Annotated in this window: 16 protein-coding genes; 11 read left to right on the top strand and 5 right to left on the bottom strand. The window is 64.8% G+C overall.

Going from position 1 to position 19631, the window contains the following annotated elements; translation table 11 throughout:
* Positions 1–15 precede the first annotated feature (15 nt).
* The 3 genes from bktB (at position 16) to LPA37_RS05450 (ending at position 3134) form a co-directional block, all read left to right on the top strand.
* The gene (gene bktB, locus LPA37_RS05460; RefSeq protein ID WP_229011986.1) at positions 16–1200 is read left to right on the top strand and encodes a beta-ketothiolase BktB; all 1185 of its coding nucleotides are present in this window, start codon (positions 16–18) and stop codon (positions 1198–1200) included.
* A 39-nt stretch (positions 1201–1239) separates the two neighbouring features.
* Positions 1240–1854 carry a hypothetical protein gene (locus LPA37_RS05455; protein ID WP_407672484.1) on the top strand — a complete coding sequence of 205 codons (615 nt, stop codon included), beginning with the start codon at positions 1240–1242 and terminating at the stop codon, positions 1852–1854.
* Between the two features lie 95 nt (positions 1855–1949).
* On the top strand, positions 1950–3134 hold the full coding sequence (locus tag LPA37_RS05450) for a cystathionine beta-lyase (RefSeq protein ID WP_228974393.1): 1185 nt from the start codon (positions 1950–1952) through the stop codon (positions 3132–3134).
* Between the two features lie 104 nt (positions 3135–3238).
* Here the strand turns inward: LPA37_RS05450 and serB are convergent, their stop codons facing one another.
* Positions 3239–4078 carry a phosphoserine phosphatase SerB gene (gene serB, locus LPA37_RS05445; protein WP_229011984.1) on the bottom strand — a complete coding sequence of 280 codons (840 nt, stop codon included), beginning with the start codon at positions 4076–4078 and terminating at the stop codon, positions 3239–3241.
* Between the two features lie 215 nt (positions 4079–4293).
* On the opposite strand from serB, the gene LPA37_RS05440 reads away from it, so the two are divergent.
* From LPA37_RS05440 to LPA37_RS05425, 4 genes are all read left to right on the top strand, one after another.
* Positions 4294–5520 (top strand): cytochrome P450, encoded by a 1227-nt coding sequence (locus tag LPA37_RS05440; protein ID WP_229011981.1) that lies wholly within the window; start codon positions 4294–4296, stop codon positions 5518–5520.
* Positions 5521–5724: 204 nt separating this feature from the next.
* A complete protein-coding gene (ku, locus tag LPA37_RS05435) occupies positions 5725–6696 on the top strand; it encodes a non-homologous end joining protein Ku (protein WP_228974388.1) in 972 nt (323 codons plus the stop codon).
* Positions 6697–6748: 52 nt separating this feature from the next.
* Positions 6749–9511: a DNA ligase D gene (ligD, locus tag LPA37_RS05430; protein WP_229011979.1), complete on the top strand. Its 2763-nt coding sequence runs from the start codon at positions 6749–6751 to the stop codon at positions 9509–9511.
* Positions 9512–9570: 59 nt separating this feature from the next.
* Positions 9571–9894: a hypothetical protein gene (locus LPA37_RS05425; protein ID WP_228974384.1), complete on the top strand. Its 324-nt coding sequence runs from the start codon at positions 9571–9573 to the stop codon at positions 9892–9894.
* Between the two features lie 37 nt (positions 9895–9931).
* Here LPA37_RS05425 and LPA37_RS05420 read toward each other — a convergent pair whose 3' ends face one another.
* Complete coding sequence (locus LPA37_RS05420; RefSeq protein WP_228974382.1) at positions 9932–10870, bottom strand: LysR family transcriptional regulator; 939 nt, start codon at positions 10868–10870, stop codon at positions 9932–9934.
* 167 nt (positions 10871–11037) lie between these two features.
* Between LPA37_RS05420 and LPA37_RS05415 the strand changes: the two genes are divergently transcribed.
* Together LPA37_RS05415 and LPA37_RS05410 are read left to right on the top strand one after the other, a co-directional pair.
* A complete protein-coding gene (locus tag LPA37_RS05415; protein WP_228974381.1) occupies positions 11038–12054 on the top strand; it encodes a zinc-binding alcohol dehydrogenase family protein in 1017 nt (338 codons plus the stop codon).
* Between the two features lie 173 nt (positions 12055–12227).
* Complete coding sequence (locus LPA37_RS05410) at positions 12228–12776, top strand: DUF6013 family protein (protein ID WP_228974379.1); 549 nt, start codon at positions 12228–12230, stop codon at positions 12774–12776.
* Positions 12777–12865: 89 nt separating this feature from the next.
* Here LPA37_RS05410 and LPA37_RS05405 read toward each other — a convergent pair whose 3' ends face one another.
* Both LPA37_RS05405 and LPA37_RS05400 read right to left on the bottom strand, forming a co-directional pair.
* Positions 12866–13681, bottom strand: a complete 816-nt coding sequence (locus LPA37_RS05405) for an ABC transporter permease (protein ID WP_229011976.1) — start codon at positions 13679–13681, stop codon at positions 12866–12868.
* Positions 13678–14409, bottom strand: a complete 732-nt coding sequence (locus LPA37_RS05400) for an ABC transporter ATP-binding protein (protein WP_229011975.1) — start codon at positions 14407–14409, stop codon at positions 13678–13680. Before LPA37_RS05400 ends, LPA37_RS05405 begins: the two co-directional genes overlap by 4 nt.
* A gap of 102 nt (positions 14410–14511) precedes the next feature.
* On the opposite strand from LPA37_RS05400, the gene LPA37_RS05395 reads away from it, so the two are divergent.
* Positions 14512–16947 (top strand): AsmA family protein, encoded by a 2436-nt coding sequence (locus tag LPA37_RS05395; RefSeq protein ID WP_229011973.1) that lies wholly within the window; start codon positions 14512–14514, stop codon positions 16945–16947.
* Between the two features lie 129 nt (positions 16948–17076).
* Here the strand turns inward: LPA37_RS05395 and LPA37_RS05390 are convergent, their stop codons facing one another.
* Complete coding sequence (locus tag LPA37_RS05390; protein ID WP_228974369.1) at positions 17077–17574, bottom strand: hypothetical protein; 498 nt, start codon at positions 17572–17574, stop codon at positions 17077–17079.
* Positions 17575–17992: 418 nt separating this feature from the next.
* On the opposite strand from LPA37_RS05390, the gene LPA37_RS05385 reads away from it, so the two are divergent.
* Entirely contained in the window at positions 17993–19603 is a 1611-nt protein-coding gene (locus LPA37_RS05385) for a sensor histidine kinase (protein WP_228974367.1), read from the top strand.
* The last annotated feature ends 28 nt before the right edge of the window (positions 19604–19631 follow it).

Raw genomic sequence — 19631 nt, 5'->3', positions numbered from 1 at the left:
AGAGAGGAGCGAACGATGCAACGGGAAGTCGTGGTGGTGAGCGCGGTGCGCACGGCAATCGGCGATTTCGGTGGCGCCCTGAAGGATTTCTCGCCGACGGATCTGGGTGCACGCGTGGTGCACGAAGTGCTGGCACGGGCGAACGTGCCGGGTGATGACGTCGGTCACGTGGTATTCGGCAACGTCGTTCATACCGAGCCGAAAGACATGTATCTCGCGCGCGTCGCGGCGCTCAACGGCGGCGTTGCCCAGCACGCGCCGGCGCTCACGGTGAACCGTCTGTGCGGTTCGGGCCTGCAGGCGATCGTCTCGGCAGCCCAGGGCATTCTGCTCGGCGACTCGGATATCGCGATCGGCGGCGGCGCTGAAAACATGAGCCGCGCGCCGTACATGATGCCGGCCGCGCGCTTCGGCCAGCGCATGGGCGACGCCCGTCTCGTCGACATGATGCTCGGCGCGCTGAGCGATCCGTTCCAGTCGGTTCACATGGGCGTGACCGCTGAAAACGTCGCAAGGAAGTACGATATTTCGCGCGACGCACAGGATGCGCTCGCGCTCGAATCGCATCGCCGCGCGGCCCATGCGATCCAGAACGGTTACTTCAAGGATCAGATTCTCCCGATCACGATTCCGTCGAGGAAGGGCGATACCGTATTCGATACCGATGAACACGTGCGGCTCAACGCATCGCCGGAAGATTTCTCGAAGCTCAGGCCCGTGTTCGCGAAGGAAAACGGCACGGTCACGGCAGGCAACGCGTCGGGTATCAACGATGCCGCCGCCGCAGTCGTGCTGATGGAGCGCAGTGTCGCGGAAAAGCGCGGCGCGAAGCCGCTTGCCCGTCTTGTCGCGTATGCCCATGCCGGTGTCGATCCTGCGTACATGGGTATCGGTCCCGTGCCAGCCACACGCAAGGTGCTGGAGCGCGCGGGCCTCACGGTCGCCGACCTCGACGTGATCGAGGCAAACGAAGCGTTCGCCGCGCAGGCGTGCGCGGTCAGCAAGGAACTCGGGCTCGATCCGGCGAAGGTCAATCCGAACGGCTCGGGCATTTCGCTCGGCCACCCGATCGGCGCCACCGGTGCGCTGATCACCGTGAAGGCGCTCTACGAGCTGCAACGCACGGGCGGTCGCTACGCGCTGGTGACGATGTGCATCGGCGGCGGCCAGGGCATCGCGGCGATCTTCGAGCGGATCTGACGGGCCACAACGCGTGTGCACGAACGAAGGAACGAAAGGATGCAACAAACGAAGCCGATAAAGCAGCGCGTGTCGCCGCGTCGCCTGATGGGCGCCGCGACCGCGGCACTGTCCATGCTGTGCTGTGCGGGCGTGATGGCGGTCGCGGTGTTATCCGCGCCAGCGTACGCAGAGAGCGACGCGGTGAAAGAACTGGCCGCGCCGCCGCCCATCGAGTTGCCGTTGAAGCCGAGCCGCGAATTCGCGAAGTTTCCGCGTTACGCGGGCATGCTCGGCAGCCGGCAGATCGTGCTGCGGCTCGGCGCGAAAACCGACGATCCCTCGGGTGTGCACGGCGAATATCAGTTCACCGATAACGGCGCGGTGATCCTGATTGCCGGCGATCGCGACGGCACCACGCTTGAGGTCGAGGAATCGAATGATGGCACGCACATCACCGGCAACTGGGTCGGCAAATTCGCCGCTGACGGTACGCTCTCCGGCGAGCGGATGAACGTCGACGACTCCGATCCGCAGCCATTCGACCTGCGTCCGCTCGCGGCAGGCCAGCCGGTGCCGCCGCCGGTTGCCGCAAAGGCGCCGGCGGAGACATCCGCGCCTGCGCCGGGTGGACATCCAGTGGGCGGCGTCGGCAACGTCACAACGGGCGACTGACCGGCGCCGTGGGCGTGCACCTTCGGGCGCATGCCCACGCGCAATCCGCGTAACCTGCAACCTGATTAACCACGTTTTATCTGACCGGATTCACCATGACTGACACTCCCTCCAGACGCGGCCTGCAGACCCGCATCGTGCGCGCGGAAGACGACCTCACGCCCGGCTTCGAATCGTTTGCCGTGCCGGTCACGCGCGCGTCGACGGTGGTGTTCCCCGATCTCGCGACGATGCGCGCGCTCGACTGGCGCAACGACGCGCAGTGGCGCTACGGCCTGCACGCCACGCCGACGTCGCTCGTCCTCGCGCAGCGGCTCGCCGCGCTCGAGGGCGGCAATCATGCACTGTTGCAGCCATCGGGGCTGTCGTCGATCTCGAACGTGTACTTCGGCATCGTGAAAGCGGGCGACGACGTGCTGATTCCCGACAACGTCTATTCGCCGAACCGCGATCACGGCGACTGGCTCGCGCGCGATTTCGGCATCACCGCGCGTTACTACGACCCGATGGTGGGCGCCGGCATCGCGAAGCTGATCCAGCCCGATACGCGACTGATCTGGCTCGAGGCGCCGGGCTCCGTGACGATGGAAGTGCCCGACGTGCGTGCCATTACAACCGCCGCGCGCGCGCGCAACGTCGTCACCGCGATCGACAATACGTGGTCGGCCGGTCTCGCGTTCCGTCCGTTCGAGCAGGGCGTCGACATCTCGGTGCAGGCGTTGACGAAGTATCAGTCGGGCGGCGGCGACGTGTTGATGGGCGCGACGATTACCGCGGACCGCGAGTTGCATCTGAAGCTGAAGGCGGCACGCATGCGCATGGGGATCGGCGTGTCGTCGGACGATTGCTCGCTTATCCTGCGTAGTCTGCCGAGCATGAAGATCCGCTTCGAGCAGCACGACCGCAGCGCGCTCGCGCTCGCGAAGTGGCTGAAGACGCGGCCGGAAATCGCAGCGGTCCTGCATCCGGCGTTGCCCGATTGCCCGGGCCACGAATTCTACGAGCGCGACTTCACCGGCGCGGGCGGCCTCTTTTCGGTCGTGTTCGACGGCCAGTACAGCGCGGCGCGGATCGACACGTTCTGCGAGTCGCTGGAGCTGTTCTCGCTTGGCTGGAGCTGGGGCGGCGCGCATAGCCTCGCGATGCCGTACGACATCGCATCGATGCGCACCGAAGCGCAGTGGCCGCATCGCGGCACGCTGGTGCGGTTCTACATCGGGCTCGAGGAAGAGGCCGATCTGCGTGCGGATATCGAGCAGAGTCTCGCGGCGCTGGCCTGAGCGCCGTCATAACGGTTTGCCGCAACGTAAAACGCCGCCTTTCGAGGCGGCGTTTTACATTCCAGGCGATACGTTGTACGTGCGCTGTGCGCGCGTCAGGCGCGTCAGAACAACCGGAGCAATCCGTCGAGGCCGACGAAGTTAAACGCGACGCTTGCCGCCTCGCGCACCACCGGCTTCGCGCGAAACGCGACCGACAGGCCTGCCTCGGCCATCATCTTCAGATCGTTCGAGCCGTCGCCCATCGCGATGGCGCGCGCTGGCTCGATGCCGAGCTGCGCGCAGGTTTCGCGCAACGTACGCGCCTTGACGTCGGCGTCGACGACCTCGCCGGTCACACGCCCGGTCAGCTTGCCATCGACGATTTCGAGCGTATTCGCGCGCGTGAAATCGAGCCCGAGGCGCGCCTTCAGTTTTTCGGTGAAGAACGTGAAACCGCCGGAAACCAGCAGCGTTTTCAGGCCGGCCGCCTTTGCGCCCGCGAGCATCCGCTCAGCACCCGGCGACAGCTGGAGCCGCTCTTCGTACACGCGCTCAAGCGCGCTTGCATCGAGTCCATCGAGCAGCGTGACGCGGCGTGTCAGGCTTTCGTTGAAGTCCTTGATTTCGCCACGCATCGACGCTTCGGTGATCGCCGCGACCTGTGCTTTCAGCCCGCAAAAATCGGCGATTTCATCGATGCATTCGATCGTGATGAGCGTCGAATCCATGTCCATGGCGACGAGGCCGAAATCGCGCAACTGACGGCCCGGTTCGATAAACGCGTAGTCGAACTGGTGCGTTCCGCAGTACACGTCGAGATCGGCGCGCTGCAACGGGTTCGCGTCCTCGATTCGAAGCGTGCGGGTGTCGAGCGGCGTCGCGCGCAGGCCGCGCGCAAGCCCGACGAGGGGTTTGAAATGGGTTTCGGCGATCGGCGCGAGGCTTTGGATAACGAGGTTCATGTCGACGCAGGTAAAGGCACGGGGCGGGTATCGGGCGGGCGCGTGCACGCGCGGGAATCCGGCTATTGTAACGGTTCGGCGTGAGCGCTTCGGCAGGATGAACGTGCGGTGCGGCATACTCTCACGACGGATGGCACGCCCGTGCGGCATGCAGGCAAGGCGCGCCGGGCAAAAAGCACAAACGAACGCAAACAGACGACAGCCGGAGACTCGCCATGCCTTCAGACATTGACGAACGCGCACTCGCCCGCGATTTTGACCTTCGCCATCTGACGCCCGCGTTCCATGACGATCCTTATCCGGTCTATCGTGCGCTGCGCACGCATGAACCGGTCAGGCGCATGCGGGACGGCTCGCTCTTTCTCACGCGCTATCGCGACGTGCAGGCGGTGTATCGCGATCCGAAAGCATTCAGTTCCGACAAGACGGTCGAGTTCCGGCCGAAATACGGCGAATCGCCGCTATATGAGCATCACACGACGAGCCTCGTCTTCAACGACCCGCCGCTACATACACGGGTGCGCAAGCTGATCGCTGGCGCGCTGACGGCGCGTGCGATCGCGGCGATGGAGCCGGGTCTGATCCGGCTCGTCGACGGTTTGCTCGATGCCGCGGAAGAGCGCGGCGAGATCGATCTGATCGGTGCGTTCGCGTCGGCGATTCCAGTCGAGGTGATCGGCAATCTGCTCGACGTGCCGCACAAGGAACGCGGGCCGTTGCGCGAGTGGTCGCTCGCCATTCTCGGCGCGCTCGAACCCGTGCTGACCGAAGCGCAACTCGAACGGGGCAATCGCGCGGTGACCGGTTTCGTGAACTATCTGAAGGAACTGGTCGCCGCCCGTCGCCGTACACCGGGCGATCCGCAGCACGATGTGCTGACGTGCCTGATTGAAGGCGAAACCGAAGGCGAGCGTCTTTCCGAAGCCGAGTTGCTGCAGAACTGCATCTTCATCCTCAACGCAGGCCACGAGACGACGACGAACCTGATCGGCAACGGCATCGTCACGCTCAGCGAATGGCCTGACGCGCGCGCGGCGCTGCAACGCGAACCGGACCTGATCGCGAGCGCGGTGGAAGAATGCCTGCGCTTCGAAAGCTCGAACCAGCTGGGCAATCGCATGGCGACGGTCGATACGGAAATCGGCGGTGTCGCGGTAGCGAAAGGCACGCCGGTCACGTTGTGCATTGGCGCGGCGAATCGCGACCCGGAACAGTTCGCGGAGCCGGACCGGTTCGACATTCGCCGCGAGCCCAACCGGCATCTCGCGTTCGGCTTCGGCATCCATCAGTGCGCGGGACTGTCGCTCGCGCGGCTCGAAGCGCGCATTGCGATTGGCCGGTTCGTGCGGCGCTTTCCGGCATACCGGCTGAGCGGCGAACCGGTGAGAGGCGGGCGCGTGCGCTTTCGCGGCTACGCGGCTGTGCCCTGTCACGTTCGCTAGGGCGTTAATCCCGCATTGGTCCAGCATGAGGACGCGCCCTCAGTCCGCATCTTTTTCCGGCGTCACGCAAGACTTACAGCTTCCTCACGCTGCGTGGGCGCGCGCCTGAAACGCCGCCGCGCGCTCAGGCGTGGCGCGAATGGTCGACGGCGTCCGTGGCACGCTTGCTGCTTCGCTCCAGTTCCAGGCTTCGAGGAGCGCACGATGGCACACATGATCTGGAAGGGCGCGATCAGCTTCGGACTCGTGCATGTTCCGGTGCAGTTGTATCCGGCGACGAAGTCCGAAAAGGTCGGCTTCAACCTGCTCGACAAACGGTCGATCGACCCGATCGGCTACCGGCAGATCAACAAGCGCACCGGCAAGGAAGTCACGCGCGAGAACATCGTGCGCGGCTTCGAATACGAGAAAGGGCAGTACGTCGTGCTCTCCGATGCGGAGATCCGCTCGGCCAATCCGGAATCGACGCAGACCGTCGATATTCTCGCCTTCGTCGATGCGTCCGATATTTCATTTCTTTATCTCGACACGCCGTATTACCTCGCGCCCGATCGCAAGGGCGAAAAGGTTTATGCGTTGCTGCGCGAGGCCATGAAATCGTCGGCAAAGATTGGCGTCGCGAACGTCGTGCTGCACAACAAGCAGCATCTGGCCGCGCTGATTCCGGTGGGTCCGGTGCTCGCGCTCAACACGCTGCGCTGGGCCGACGAAGTGCGCCCGTTCGACGAACTCAAGCTGCCCTCCGAAGGGGTCAAGGCATCGGGCGTGAGCACGCGCGAACTCGACATGGCGAAGAAGCTCATCGACGACATGAGCGAGGGATGGGACCCTGCCGCGTATCACGACACGTTTCGCGACGACATCATGGCGCTCGTCGATAAAAAGGTTCGTGCGGGCAAGACCGAGGAAATCAGCGAGGTCGAGGAAGACACCCAACCGCATCGCTCCGCCGACATTCTTGATCTGTCGGATCTGCTCAAGCGCAGTCTTGGACGGGGTAAGGGCAAGCCCGCTTCGCGCGCCGTAAAGAAAGAGGAAGAGGAAGACGAAGACGAGGCGCTCGAAGCGCCGGTCAAACGCGTCGCGCCGCGCAAGAAGGCGCAAACGGCCACGCGCCGTGCAACGAACGGCGACGGCCCGAAAAACGCGCCGCCGCGCAAGCGTCGCGCCGCATGACAGAGCGTGAGCACACCTGCTTTCCTTGCTCCAGATCGCAACGACCAGGATCATGACCGACAGACTCGATCGCTACACGCGCAAACGTCGTTTCGACGAAACACCGGAGCCGTCCGGCGTGCCGGTGAAAAAGCGCGCACCCGCGAAGACGTCGACGCGCGGCCGTGCGCACGCGCTCTCGTACGTCATTCAGGAGCACGATGCGCGTCGGCTTCACTACGACTTCCGGCTCGAACTTGACGGCACGCTGCTGTCGTGGGCCGTGCCGAAAGGGCCGAGTCTGGATCCGTCGATGAAGCGTCTCGCGGTGCACGTCGAGGATCATCCAGTGGAATACGGTTCGTTCGAAGGCTCGATTCCCGAGGGCAACTACGGCGCGGGCGACGTGATCGTCTGGGATCGCGGTACATGGGAGCCCGCAGGCGGTGAAGCGCATGCGCGCGAGTCATACCGGGCAGGCAAGCTCAAGTTCGAACTGCATGGTGAAAAGCTGCGCGGCGGCTGGATGCTCGTGCGCAGTCACATGCGCGGCAGCGGCGACAAGGAGCAATGGCTTCTCATCAAGGAACGCGATGCCGAGGCGCGCGACGAAAACGCGTACGACGTGCTGAAGAAGTTGCCGGGCAGCGTACTCGACGGCGGCAAACACGGAGCGTCGAATAAGAGCACGCCGGCGATTAAAAAGTCGGCCGCGAAAAAACGTGCCACCGCAGCCGATTCGAAGAAGACGGACACCGTCGCGGCCCGCAGTGTGAAATCGCTGCGGGAACTGGCGGTCTCACCCTCTATCGAAGGCGCGAAAAAAGCGGCGTTGCCAGCGAGTCTCAAGCCGCAACTCGCGACGCTCGTCGATACCGCGCCGCCTGGCGACGAATGGTCGTACGAGATCAAGTTCGACGGGTATCGTGTGCTGGCACGCATCGATCACCATGCGAGGAAGCCGGCGGTCGTGCAGGTTTTCACGCGCACCGGCAACGACTGGACACCACGATTTCGCCAGCAGGCCGACGCGCTCGCGGAACTCGACATCGAATCGGCGTGGCTCGACGGCGAGGCCGTCGCGCTCGACAATAACGGTGTGCCGAGCTTCCAGCTTCTGCAGAACGCGTTCGATGCCAACCGCGCGCAGGACATCACGGTCTATTTCTTCGACGTGCCGTTTCTGAACGGCTACGACCTGCGGGGCGTGCCGCTCGTGCAGCGCCGCGCGATTCTCAAGGCGTTGCTCGAGCCACTGAAGCACGACGTACTGCGTTATTCAGACGACTTCGGTTTCAGCGCCGACGCCCTGCTTGAAAGCGCGTGTGACATGGCGCTCGAAGGCATCATTGGCAAGCTTCGCGACAGTCTCTATCGCGCGGGGCGCACCTCGTCGTGGATCAAGCTCAAGTGCCGGCGGCGCCAGGAGTTCGTGATCGGCGGATATACGGGGCCGGCCGGCAGTCGGGCCGCTTTCGGCGCGTTGCTGCTCGGTGTCTACGATACACGCGGCAAGCTCCAGTACGCGGGGCGCGTCGGTACGGGTTTCGATGCGGCGACGCTGCGCTCGGTGAAAAAGGAACTCGACGCACTCGAAACGCAGCACATGCCGTTTGCGGACGCACCGCGCGAGCGCAGCCGTACGCCGGTGCACTGGGTCGAACCGGAACTCGTCGCCGAATGCAATTTCGCGGAATGGACCAGCGAGCGAATCGTGCGTCAGGCGTCGTTCGTCAGTCTGCGTCGCGACAAGCCGGCGCGGCAGATCGTCAAGGAAGTGCCTCACAAGGGCGCCGAAGTGGAACAGTCATCCGGTGAAGCCATGACGGTAGCGTCCACGCCGAAGCGGCGTGCTTCGAAGCAGAGCGATAAAGAGTCGTCGACGGGAAGCGTCGCCACAAAACGGGCGACAAAACGCGCTGCAACGAAAGCCGGCGAAACGACGGTCGCGGGCGTGCGCGTCTCGCATCCCGACCGTGTGATCGACAAGAGCACCGGCACGCGGAAGATCGATCTCGTGCGCTACTACGAATCGGTGGCGCGCTGGATCCTGCCGCATTTGCAGGACCGTCCCGTTTCTCTCGTGCGTGCGCCGGAGGACATCGGCGGCGAACTGTTCTTCCAGAAGCACAGCCAGAAACTGTCGATCCCCAACGTGACGCAACATCCCGGTCTCGATCCCGATCATCCGCCGTTGATCACGATCGACAGCGTCGACGCGCTCATCGGCGCGGCGCAGATGGGCACGATCGAGTTGCATACATGGAACGCCGTGGCATCGAACATCGGGAAGCCGGATCGCGTGGTGTTCGATCTCGATCCGGATCCGTCGCTTGGCTGGGACAAGATGATCGAGGCCGCGTTGCTTACACGCTCGCTGCTTGAGGAACTTGGCCTCATGTCGTTCTGCAAGACGAGTGGCGGCAAGGGCTTGCACGTCGTCGTGCCGCTGGCGAACAAGGCCGGCTGGGACGAAGTGAAGGCGTTCTCGCAGGCCATCGCGCAACACATGGCGACGACGCTGCCCACGCATTTCGCCGCGAAGATGGGCGCACGGAACCGCAGGAGAAAAATCTTCGTCGACTATCTGCGCAACAACCGCGGGTCGAGCACGGTGGCGGCGTTTTCGGCGCGCGCGCGGCCGGGCCTCGGGGTTTCCGTGCCGCTCTCATGGGACGAAGTGCCGGACACCCAGGCCGGCGACCAATGGACTATTGCGAACCTGCACGAACGGCTCGATGCACTGAAGACAGACCCGTGGGTGGGTTACGCGAAGACGCGTCAACGAATCACTGCCGCGATGAAGAAGCGGCTCGACCAGGCAGGACCCGAATGAGCCAATGCGCGGCCCGCTGGCGGGCTCGCCCAACCAGAACAGGGAACAGGAGAAGCACGATGAAAACATCACCGCAAACCTCGACGACGACCCACGGTCGCGAGACGTCCAGCAAACGCGAGCGCGACTCGTCGACGGGTCACGCCCGGCCGCCCGCCGATGACAACGCGCCGCTGCCGCACGAAGCCGATCAGGATCCGGGCGGCCACCACGATCAGGAACCCCATCGGGTCGGCAAGCAGGCGCATCACGATGTCGAACACGGTCTCGAAGACACCGACCGGCGCGGCGGCGATGAGTATCAGCAGCGCACGCAAAACGAGTCGAATACGAACCGGAACCCGGCCTCGAAGCCAGCGGGCGGATCGCGCGGACGGCGTTGAGCGCAAGCGGTCGGGATCACCAGCCGCACGCGCACCGCTAGCGCGGCACCTGATCCCAGTACGGCGGATCGCCGAAATGCGCCGCGAGAAAGTCGATGAAGGCGAGCGTCTTTGGCGGTACGAAGGTGCGCGTCGGGTACACCGCCCAGATCGCCACCGTCTCGGCGAGCGGATAGGTGTCGAGGATCGTCACGAGTTCGCCGCTGCGCAGGTACGCCGCGACGTCCCACGTCGACTTCAGCGCGATGCCGAAGCCGTCGAGCAACGCGTCGCGAATTACCTCGCCGTTGTCGGTGGCGAACCGGCCGTTCACGCGCACGTTGACCCGGCCGGTGGGCGTCACGAACCCCCAGTCGCGTTGATCCGAGAGCATCACGCACTCATGATCGGCGAGATCGGACGGGTGCCGTGGTGTTCCGTGCGCTTCCAGATACGCAGGCGAACAGCAGATCACGCGGTGGTTCACCGCAAGCCGCCGCGCAACCAGCGACGAATCCTTCAGCGCGCCGAGCCGTATCGCGACGTCGATCCCGGCGTCGACGAGATCGACCATCTGGTCGGTCAGACGCAGGTCGATGCTCACACCCGGATATTGCCGCAGGAACGCCGGCATCACGGGCGACACGTGCTGACGCCCGAACGACGAAGGCATCGTCACGCGCAACCGGCCTTGCGGCCCCGACTGCGCATTGCCGACCGAGCCGCGCGCCGTATCGGCGGCATCGAGCAGCGTCTGCGCGTGCGTCATGAACGCTTCGCCGTCCTGCGTGAGGCTGATACGGCGCGTCGTACGATGCAGAAGCCGCGCGCCGAGCAACTGCTCCAGACTCGCGATCCGCGCGCTCGCCACGGCGGCCGACAGCCCGAATTCGCGCCCGGCTGCCGACAGGTTGTTCAGCAGCGCGGCGCGCACGAACAGCGCGACGTCGAGCAGATCGAGTCGTTCCCGTTCTCGTTGCGGTCGAAGAGAGGTCATTATTCGGAAAATCAAGAAAATGTTTCAGTAATTATGATGGTTTTAGAAGAATAAAGAACGGCCTACGATGACATCAACCCGACCGAAACGCGCCGTCGAGGGCCGAAAGCCCGCTGCGGCGTGGCGGTCGCCCGTTTCGAACCGAATCTGTGAATCAGGAGTGCTCCATGAAAGCTGTCGGTCTTCATCGCTATCTGCCCATCGACAACCCCGAATCGCTCATCGACATCGAGATCGCCAGACCCGAGGCCACCGGCCACGACCTGCTCGTCAAGGTGGAAGCGATTTCCGTGAACCCGGTGGACACCAAGGTGCGCGCCCCGAAAGACCAGACCGAGGCCACGCCGCGCGTGCTCGGCTGGGATGCGGCCGGAACGGTTGCCGCAGTCGGCCCTGACGTCACGCTCTTCAAGGTCGGCGATCCCGTGTTCTATGCGGGCAGCATCACGCGACCGGGCGCGAACAGCGAATATCACCTCGTCGACGAGCGGATCGTCGGGCGCAAGCCGGCTTCGCTCGACTTCTCGCATGCAGCCGCATTACCGCTGACGGCCATCACCGCATGGGAAGCGCTGTTCTCGCGCCTCGGCGTTTCGCCGGAAGGCAAGGACAGCGGACGGACGGTGCTGATCGTCGGCGGCGCGGGCGGCGTGGGTTCGATCGGCATCCAGCTCGCGAAGCAGCTCGGCAAGCTGAAGGTGATCGCAACCGCATCGCGGCCCGAATCGGCGAAGTGGGCGACCGGACTCGGTGCGGACCATATCGTCGACCACTTCAAGGACATCCCGTCGCAACTGAAGGCGCTCGGCCATGAACAGGTCGACTACGTGCTGATATTCAACGACACCGACCGGCATTTTCCGGCCGCCGCCGCTGTCATCAAGCCGCAAGGCGGTATCTGCACGATCGTGGAAAACAGCGCGCCGGTTGCCGTCGAGTTGCTGAAGGCGAAGAGCGCCGCGTTCCACTGGGAATTCATGTTCACGCGTTCGATGTTCGGTACGCCCGACATGATCGAGCAGCACAAGCTCCTGACCGAGGTGGGGCGGCTGATCGATGCCGGCACGCTGCGTACGACGCTCGGCGAGAATCTCGGCCCGGTCAACGCGGCGAACCTGCGCCGTGCGCATGCGATGCTCGAACAGGGCCGCGCGATCGGCAAGCTCGTGCTGACCGGGTTTTGACGTAGGGAGAGACGCAGGAGCAGAAACGGCGGCGCCGCAAGCGGGGTAAAACCCGATCCGCCGGAAGCGCGCGCGTTGCCGCCTGGCGGTAGACTAGACGGGTAGCGTATCGCGTAACAACGGCTACGCGGCCGCATGGCGGGCGCGCAGCGGCACAACAACGAGGTGACGATATGAGTCCCAGCCTTAGATGTTTCGCCGTTTCTGTTGCTGCTTCAGTCGTGTGTGGATTTGCGACGCTGTCGCAGGCCGCCACGCCGATCACGGTCACGTCGCAGTCGGCGATGGACGGACCGATCAAGTACACGGTCAAGGTCATGTCGAAGCAGTTCGGCAACTCGCAGGAGACACGCCAGATCCGCTCCGGCCAGATGGACGACTACACCTGGAAGACCGTGCCGCCCGGCGGTCCTGTTCCGGCCACCGACAAGTGCCCGAACTACGCGTCGCTGCCGGTCGATGCGAACGGCGCGATGATCCGTCAGACCCAGGTGCGCCTCGCGCCGGTCGTCGCCAGTGACGGTACCGCTACCGTGCAGATGAACTTCCAGGCTCAGGCGCCGAAGGGCACGAAGTCGGTGACGGCCGGCGGCCAGAAGCTCAAGTGTCCGAATGACGTGACGGTAAGCCAGGTTGTCCGTTTCACGATGCCGACCAACGGCACCGCGAAGACGGTCACGATCAGCGATGGCATCCAGGTCGTCGTGTCGGCACGGCGTTGACGGGTTGACGCGCTGACGCGCTGACGCGTCCAGGCGCGCGGGCGGAACCGGACGCGAGTCCGAACCCGCCGCCTGACGGCGACGGGCTTTCAGCGCCGCGCGCGCACCGGGCGGTCGACGAGGCGCGACGCGAGGAACCGGTGCTCGGCGGAAAAGAGTCGCTGGTACGTCAGCAGCACCGCGCCCACCGTGCCGAGCGCCGATGAAGCCGCGATCAGGAACATGATCACGATCTGATAGCGCACCGCCTGCAGCGGCGATTGTCCCGCCAGCACCTGGCCCGTCATCATGCCGGGCAGACTCACCACGCCGACGACAGCCATCTGGTTGAGCGTCGGAATCATGCCTGCCCGCACCGCCTGTCGCGCGGGACCTTGCGCCGCTTCCCAGCGTGTCGCGCCGAGCGCGAGCGCCATGTCGACGCGATCGCGCCGCGCGGTCAGCTCTTCCATCATGCGTTCGATGCCAAGCGAGACACCGGTCAGCGTGTTGCCGAGAATCATCCCGAGAATCGGAATCGCGTATTGCGGCGCGTACCACGGATGAATGCGGATCACGACGAAAAGCCCGACCGCGGCAACGAGCCACGAACTGACCCAGATCGACACGAGGCTGTCCGCGCGTTGTCCCGCGTAAGTGCGCAGCCCGCGCTGCGCACCCGCGAAGCCGGCAATCAGCGTCATCAGGATCATCAGCGGCAGGACCACGAACCAGTGGCCGTATGCGAACACCCAGCCGAGCACGTAACCGATCGCGAGAAGCTGGACGATCGTGCGAACGGCTGCCCAGGCGAGCTTGCGTTCGAGGTCGAGCTTCAGCGCCACCGATAGCGCGCCATTCACGACGATCAGGAGCGCCGCGATACCGACGTCCCACAGGCTCAGATTCTGCAGACCCTGGCTCATCGCGTATCCTCCCGCTGGTTGTCCTGCGGGCCTGGCGGCGCAGCCGGTCGGGTGACTTCGTCCAGCACACCCGCACGCATCGTGAGATGACGGTCGCTCACGCGCGCCGCCTGGGCCGGGTCGTGCGAGACCCACACCGAAGCACGCCGCGCATTGGCCGAATCGAGCCACGTCTTGACGAGCGCTTCGATCGCATGCGAGGACTCGGGGTCGAGCGACGCGGTCGGCTCGTCGAGCAGCAGCACCTCGGGCGCGAGTTGCAGCACGCGGATGAGCGCGGTGATCTGCGCCTCGCCGCCGGACAGCTCGCTCGCGGATTTGTCGAGAAAATCGTCGCCGCGGCCCGCCCGTTCCGCGAACGAACGCGCGCGTTCGCGATCGAATCGCACGTCGCGATACGCGTGCAATGTGTACGGATAGCGCAGGTTGTCCTCGACCGTGCCTTCGAGAACGGCGGGTCGCTGCCGGATATACGCGATGTTGCGCCGGTAGTGCGTCATCGTGATCCGTGAAACAGGTTTGCCGTGCCATTCGATGCGGCCTGCATCGAGCGGATCGAGCAGGGCAAGCGCGCGCAGAAACACGCTCTTGCCTGAGCCGGACGGACCGGTGACGGCGACGCGGTCGCCGTCGTGGAGTGAAAACGAGGCCGGCTGGAGCAGCACCTGGCCGCGCTCTGCATCGCGGCGGCACAGGTCGAAGGCCTCGACGATCGGAATGTCCGTCATGGTGTTTCGGGCGGGGTGTGTGGCAGTGCGTCATGATAGACGCAGCAGGGCGGGCACGGCGTGTGCTGCGCCATCGATAAAGAAAAATGGAAGGGAATCCTCATGGCGGTATCGCGACGGACCGGAAAAATCTTCGCATGGGTGCTGGCGATACTCGCCGTGCTTGTGGCGGCGCTGGTGATTTTTATCCTGACGTTCGACTGGAACCGCGCGCGCCCGTATATCAACGACAAGGTCAGCGAGGCAATCGGCCGCCCGTTTGCCATCGAAGGCGATCTCAAGGTGGGCTGGCGCCATCCGGTCGGCGAGATGGGCTGGCGCGCGTGGGTGCCCTGGCCGCGTCTTTCCGCTGAAAACATCACGGTCGGCAATCCCGACTGGTCGAAGCAGCCGCACTTCGCGACGCTCGATGAAATCGATTTTCAGATCAAGGTCCTGCCGCTGCTCGCGCACGACATCGTCATTCCCGCGATCAATCTCGTGAATCCTTCCGTCGATCTGGAACGGCTTCTCGACGGCCGCAATAACTGGACGTTCAAGATTGCCTCGTCTGCGAGCCCGTCGGAATGGAAGCTCGAACTGCACGATATCCAGTTCGCCAAAGGCAATATCGCGTATTCCGACCAGCAGAAGAAGGCCGACGTGAAGATGGTCATCGATACGCTCGGGCAGGCGATTCCAATCGGCGACGTCATGAAGGCACAGGAAGAGGCGTCACGTAATGCGTCGGCGCAGGTGGTCGGCAAGCAGGGCGCGAGCAAGCTCGTGAAGCAGGTGGATGCGGCTTCGGCTGCGGCCGCGGCATCAGCGGCTTCGGCGGCGGCATCAGCGGCATCGGAGCCTGCTGGCGTCTCTGGCGCATCGGTGACGACGGCGTCCGGCGCGTCCGCCACGCCGGTGGCATCGAGTGCGGCGGCCGTCGCCTCCACGTCCGGTGCCAGCGTGCCGGCCACGACGGGTTCAGAACGGACCGCGCCGACGTATGGCATTGGCTGGACGCTCAAGGGCACCTATAACGCGACGCCGCTTTCGGGCAGCGGGAAGGTCGGCGGCGTGCTTGCCGTGCAGGACACGACGCGTCCGTTTCCCGTGCAGGCCGACGTACGGGTCGGCGATACGCGTATCGCGGTTGTCGGCACGGTGACCGATCCGGTCCACCTCGCGGCGCTCGACCTGCGGCTCTGGTTGCAGGGCGCGAGCATGGCGCACCTGTATCCGCTCACAGGGGTCACGCTCCCCGACACGCCGCCATACGCCACGGAAGGGCACCTGACCGGGCAGTTCAAGCCCGACGGCAGCGTTTTCAAATACGGGAATTTCACCGGCCGGGTGGGCGGCAGCGATCTGAACGGCTCAATGACTTACTACGCGCAGAAGCCGCGTCCGCTGCTGCAGGGCGTACTTGTGTCGAACGTGTTGCAGTTCAAGGATCTCGCGCCGATCATCGGCGCCGATTCGAACGCGAGCAAGGCAAAGCGCGGCGCCGCGCCCGACCAGCCGTCCGGCAAGGTGTTGCCCGTGGAGGAATTCCGCACGGATCGCTGGAAGGCGATCGATGCCGACGTGAAGTTCACCGGCCGTCGCATCATCAAGGACCCGAGCCTGCCGATTACCGATCTCTACACGCACGTCGTGATGAAGGAAGGGGTGCTTGCGCTTGAGCCGCTCAGGTTCGGCGTGGCGGGCGGCACGCTCGATTCGGAGATTCACCTCGACGGCAGCACGACGCCGCTGAAGGGCCGCGTGGCATCGCAGGCGCGGCATCTGAAGCTGAAGCAGCTGTTCCCGACCGTGAAGACGATGCAGAGCGCGCTGGGCGAAGTGAACGGCGACGCTGCGCTCTCGGCAACCGGCAATTCGCCCGCGGCGCTTGCGGCGACGTCGAACGGCGAAGTGAAGGCGCTGATCACCGATGGCACCGTGAGCCGCCTCTATATGGAAGCGGCCGGGTTGAACGTGGCGAATGTCGTCTATGAGAAGCTCTTCGGCAGGCGGGACGTGAAGATCAATTGCGCGGCGGCGGATTTTGTCGTGACGAACGGCGTACTCGACTCGAAAGTGTTCGCGCTCGATACCGACGATGCCGTGATCAACATGGACGGCACCATCAACCTGAAGGACGAGGCGATGGACCTCAACATCCATCCGCACACGAAGGGTTTCCGCGTCTTCTCGCTGCGCTCGCCGCTGTACGTGAAGGGTACGTTCAGGAATCCGCACGTCGGCGTGAACGCGACGGCGCTCGCGGTGCGTGGCGGCGCGATGATCGGCCTCGGTCTGCTCAACCCGTTCGCCGCGCTGATTCCGTTGATTGCGCCGAGCAACAACAAGGCGCTTCCGTGCAACGACCTGCTCGCGCAGATGCGCGCGCGTCCGGACGCGCCGCCGCCCGGCCAGAAGATGCGGACGCCGCGCGGCGTGGACGCGGCAGCCTCGGAGGCAAACGGAGCGCGTCTTCCTGCGCCGCCCGCGCCCGCATCGTCGACGCCCGCCATGCGGATGTCGCCCGCCAGCGCGGCGCAATACAAGGGGAGTTGAGTTGAGTGCCGCGATCGTCGCGCGGCGCGACGTGCCGGCGCAAACAGCCGGCAGGTGCCCATGGCAAAACGACAGTGGGGCGTTGTCGCCCCACTGTCGTTCTGAAATAACTGGATTTGAACCGAAGCGCTAGCGAAGCGAGCGCGGGGCGGCATCGCCCGCTGCATCCTGCCTGCGTACGCCGCGGCGTGCACCGGCGGCGGCTTTCGCCGCACCGAACTCGGGCAGGATGCGCGCACGTGCCCGGCTCGCGAACACCAGAAAACCGAAGCCGTTCGCCTCGTACCAGTAGCCGCCGTTTTCGAGTCCGTCGAGCGGCTGCTCCAGCGCATTCGCAATCGATTCGATACAGCGCCGACGCAGCTCGGCTACATCCGGATAAGGGGGGTGGGCGCCGCGCACGCTGCACAACAGCACGTCGAGCCCCGGGAGGACATGAGCGTAGAGCACGGGTTCGTCCTGCGCACGGGCCCGCGCGATCTTGGTGTCGAGCTGGCCGAACGGCTTGAAATGCCGCAGCACCGCGAGGAACGACTCATCGCCGTCCGTCTTCGCGCGCCTGCGCTTTTTCGGGAAGGACATAAAAATTCGCCTGAAAAAGAATTGCAAGAAACGCAGCGTCCTCATGCGACCACTCCCGGCTTCGCGCGCCGCACGTCGATCTTTTATAGCATACGAAGATGCCGGATTCACGGTGATTCGACGGTTCGTCTCTATCACTCCACCCGCACGATTCATGCCGTATCTGCTCGCCGCGCGCTTTCGCATCTCCGAACATCTAACACCATAATAGACTCAGCCGCCGCGCTGGTGACTCCGGCACCCATAAAAAAGGCATTTTTATGTGGGGCAGCCCATCTCCACGTTGCGTTGAAATATTGCGGATTCGGGTCATAATGGCCCGGCCCTTTATCTTCAGTCCGTGCCTGCGCGAAAACATGAGCGGGGTTCGCCTGCGCATGACATCGCAACACGGCGGCGCGGTTCGATCACAAGGCAAGACCCGATGGCAGGTCGCCGCGACGCTCTGGACTGCCGGACATTCATGAACCTGTATACCAAAGGCCTGTTGCTGATCGCGGTTCCGGGCGCCATCGAACTGGCGCTGCTCGGCGCCGTCTTCAACACGCAGGCGCAGACGGCCGATGCCGCGCAATCGGTTGTGGGCAGCGCGCAGATCCTGTACCGGGCTTCGTCCCTGATGGACCCGTTGCTGGGCGAGGTGGTGCGCGTTCGCACGGCGCTCGTCGCGGGCGATGCGTCGTTGATCGGCAGCAACGCCGTCTGGGCCGATCTCACCAGCCGGCTCGCACAACTCGACCATCTTGTCGCCGAAAGTCCCCCAGAGCGCCAGCGCGTGCGCGAAATGCGCGCCGCGCTCGACACCTGGCACGCTCATGCCGACGCGATCGGGCACGCGCTGCGTGGCAAACGCGACGTGAGCGCGCTGGCCGTCGCGGAGCGCGAGGACATACCGGCTCCGATCGCTGTGTTTCGTGACCGCCTGGACGCGCTGATCGCGGCGGAATCGGCGCGCGACGTCGCGCGTCGCGCCGCGCTCGCGGAAAACCGCAGGCGCCAGCAGTCCACGCTGATCGGCGCCATCGTCGGCTCGATGCTGATCTGGGCGATCACGGCGCTCGTCGTCGCGCGCCATTTCGGCCGGCGGGTCGCCGTGCTGACGGACAACGCGCAGCGCCTTGGCAATGGCCGGCCGCTAGCCGAACCGCTGCCGGGCCGCGACGAAATTTCAGCACTCGACGCCGTTCTGCACCAGACCGGCGCGCGGCTGCGCGCGGTCGAGAGCGAACATGCGACGCTCAAGGCGAAGCTGCACGCACGCGCGGCCGAACTGGTACGCGTCAACGAAGAATTGCGGCAGGGCACGCAGGACAACGAGATGTTCATCTACAGCGTATCGCACGATCTGCGCTCGCCGCTCGTCAACCTGCAGGGCTTCTCGAAGGAGTTGCAGGTTTCGTGCGACGACCTGCGTGCCACCGTCGAATCGGCGAACCTGCCCGCGCACGAACAACAGCGTCTCGCTGCGGTGCTCGACGGCGACATGCGCGAATCGTTGCAGTTCCTGCGCATTTCCGTCACGCGCGCCGCGGCCATCATCGAGGCGTTGCTGACGATCTCGCGTGCCGGTCGACTCGAATATCATCTGCAGCGTGTGAGTGTCGGGCGGGTGGTAGCGCGGGTCGTCGATGCGTTGCAGGGCGCCGTGCGCGAACGCGCGGCCGTTGTGAGCGTGCGCGAATTGCCTTCGGTGTGGGGCGATCCGGCCGCGATCGAGCAGATTTTCACCAACCTGATCGGCAACGCGCTCAACTATCTCGATCCGGCGCGGCCGGGGCGCATCGAAGTCGGCGCGCTCGAACCCGACACAGCGGCGGCATCGGTACCCGTCAACCGCACACGCACCTTCTATGTGCGCGACAATGGGCTTGGTATTCCGTCGGCTTACATATCGAAAGTATTTCACGCGTTTCAGCGGCTGCACGGAGACATCGCGACAGGCGAGGGCATCGGCCTCGCGCTCGTACGACGAAGCGTCGAGCGTCACGGTGGGCGGGTGTGGGTCGAATCGACGGAAGGCGCCGGCTCGACGTTCTTTGTCGCGCTGCCGGAGCAACCCGCGCGAAACGTATGACGAAGTGCCGTGCCGCGTGCGCGGCACG

It is taken from the genome of Paraburkholderia gardini (genome assembly GCF_907164545.1).
Classification (GTDB): domain Bacteria; phylum Pseudomonadota; class Gammaproteobacteria; order Burkholderiales; family Burkholderiaceae; genus Paraburkholderia; species Paraburkholderia gardini.
The sequence above is the reverse complement of the archived record's forward strand: the minus strand, read 5'-3'. Positions and strand labels throughout refer to the sequence as shown.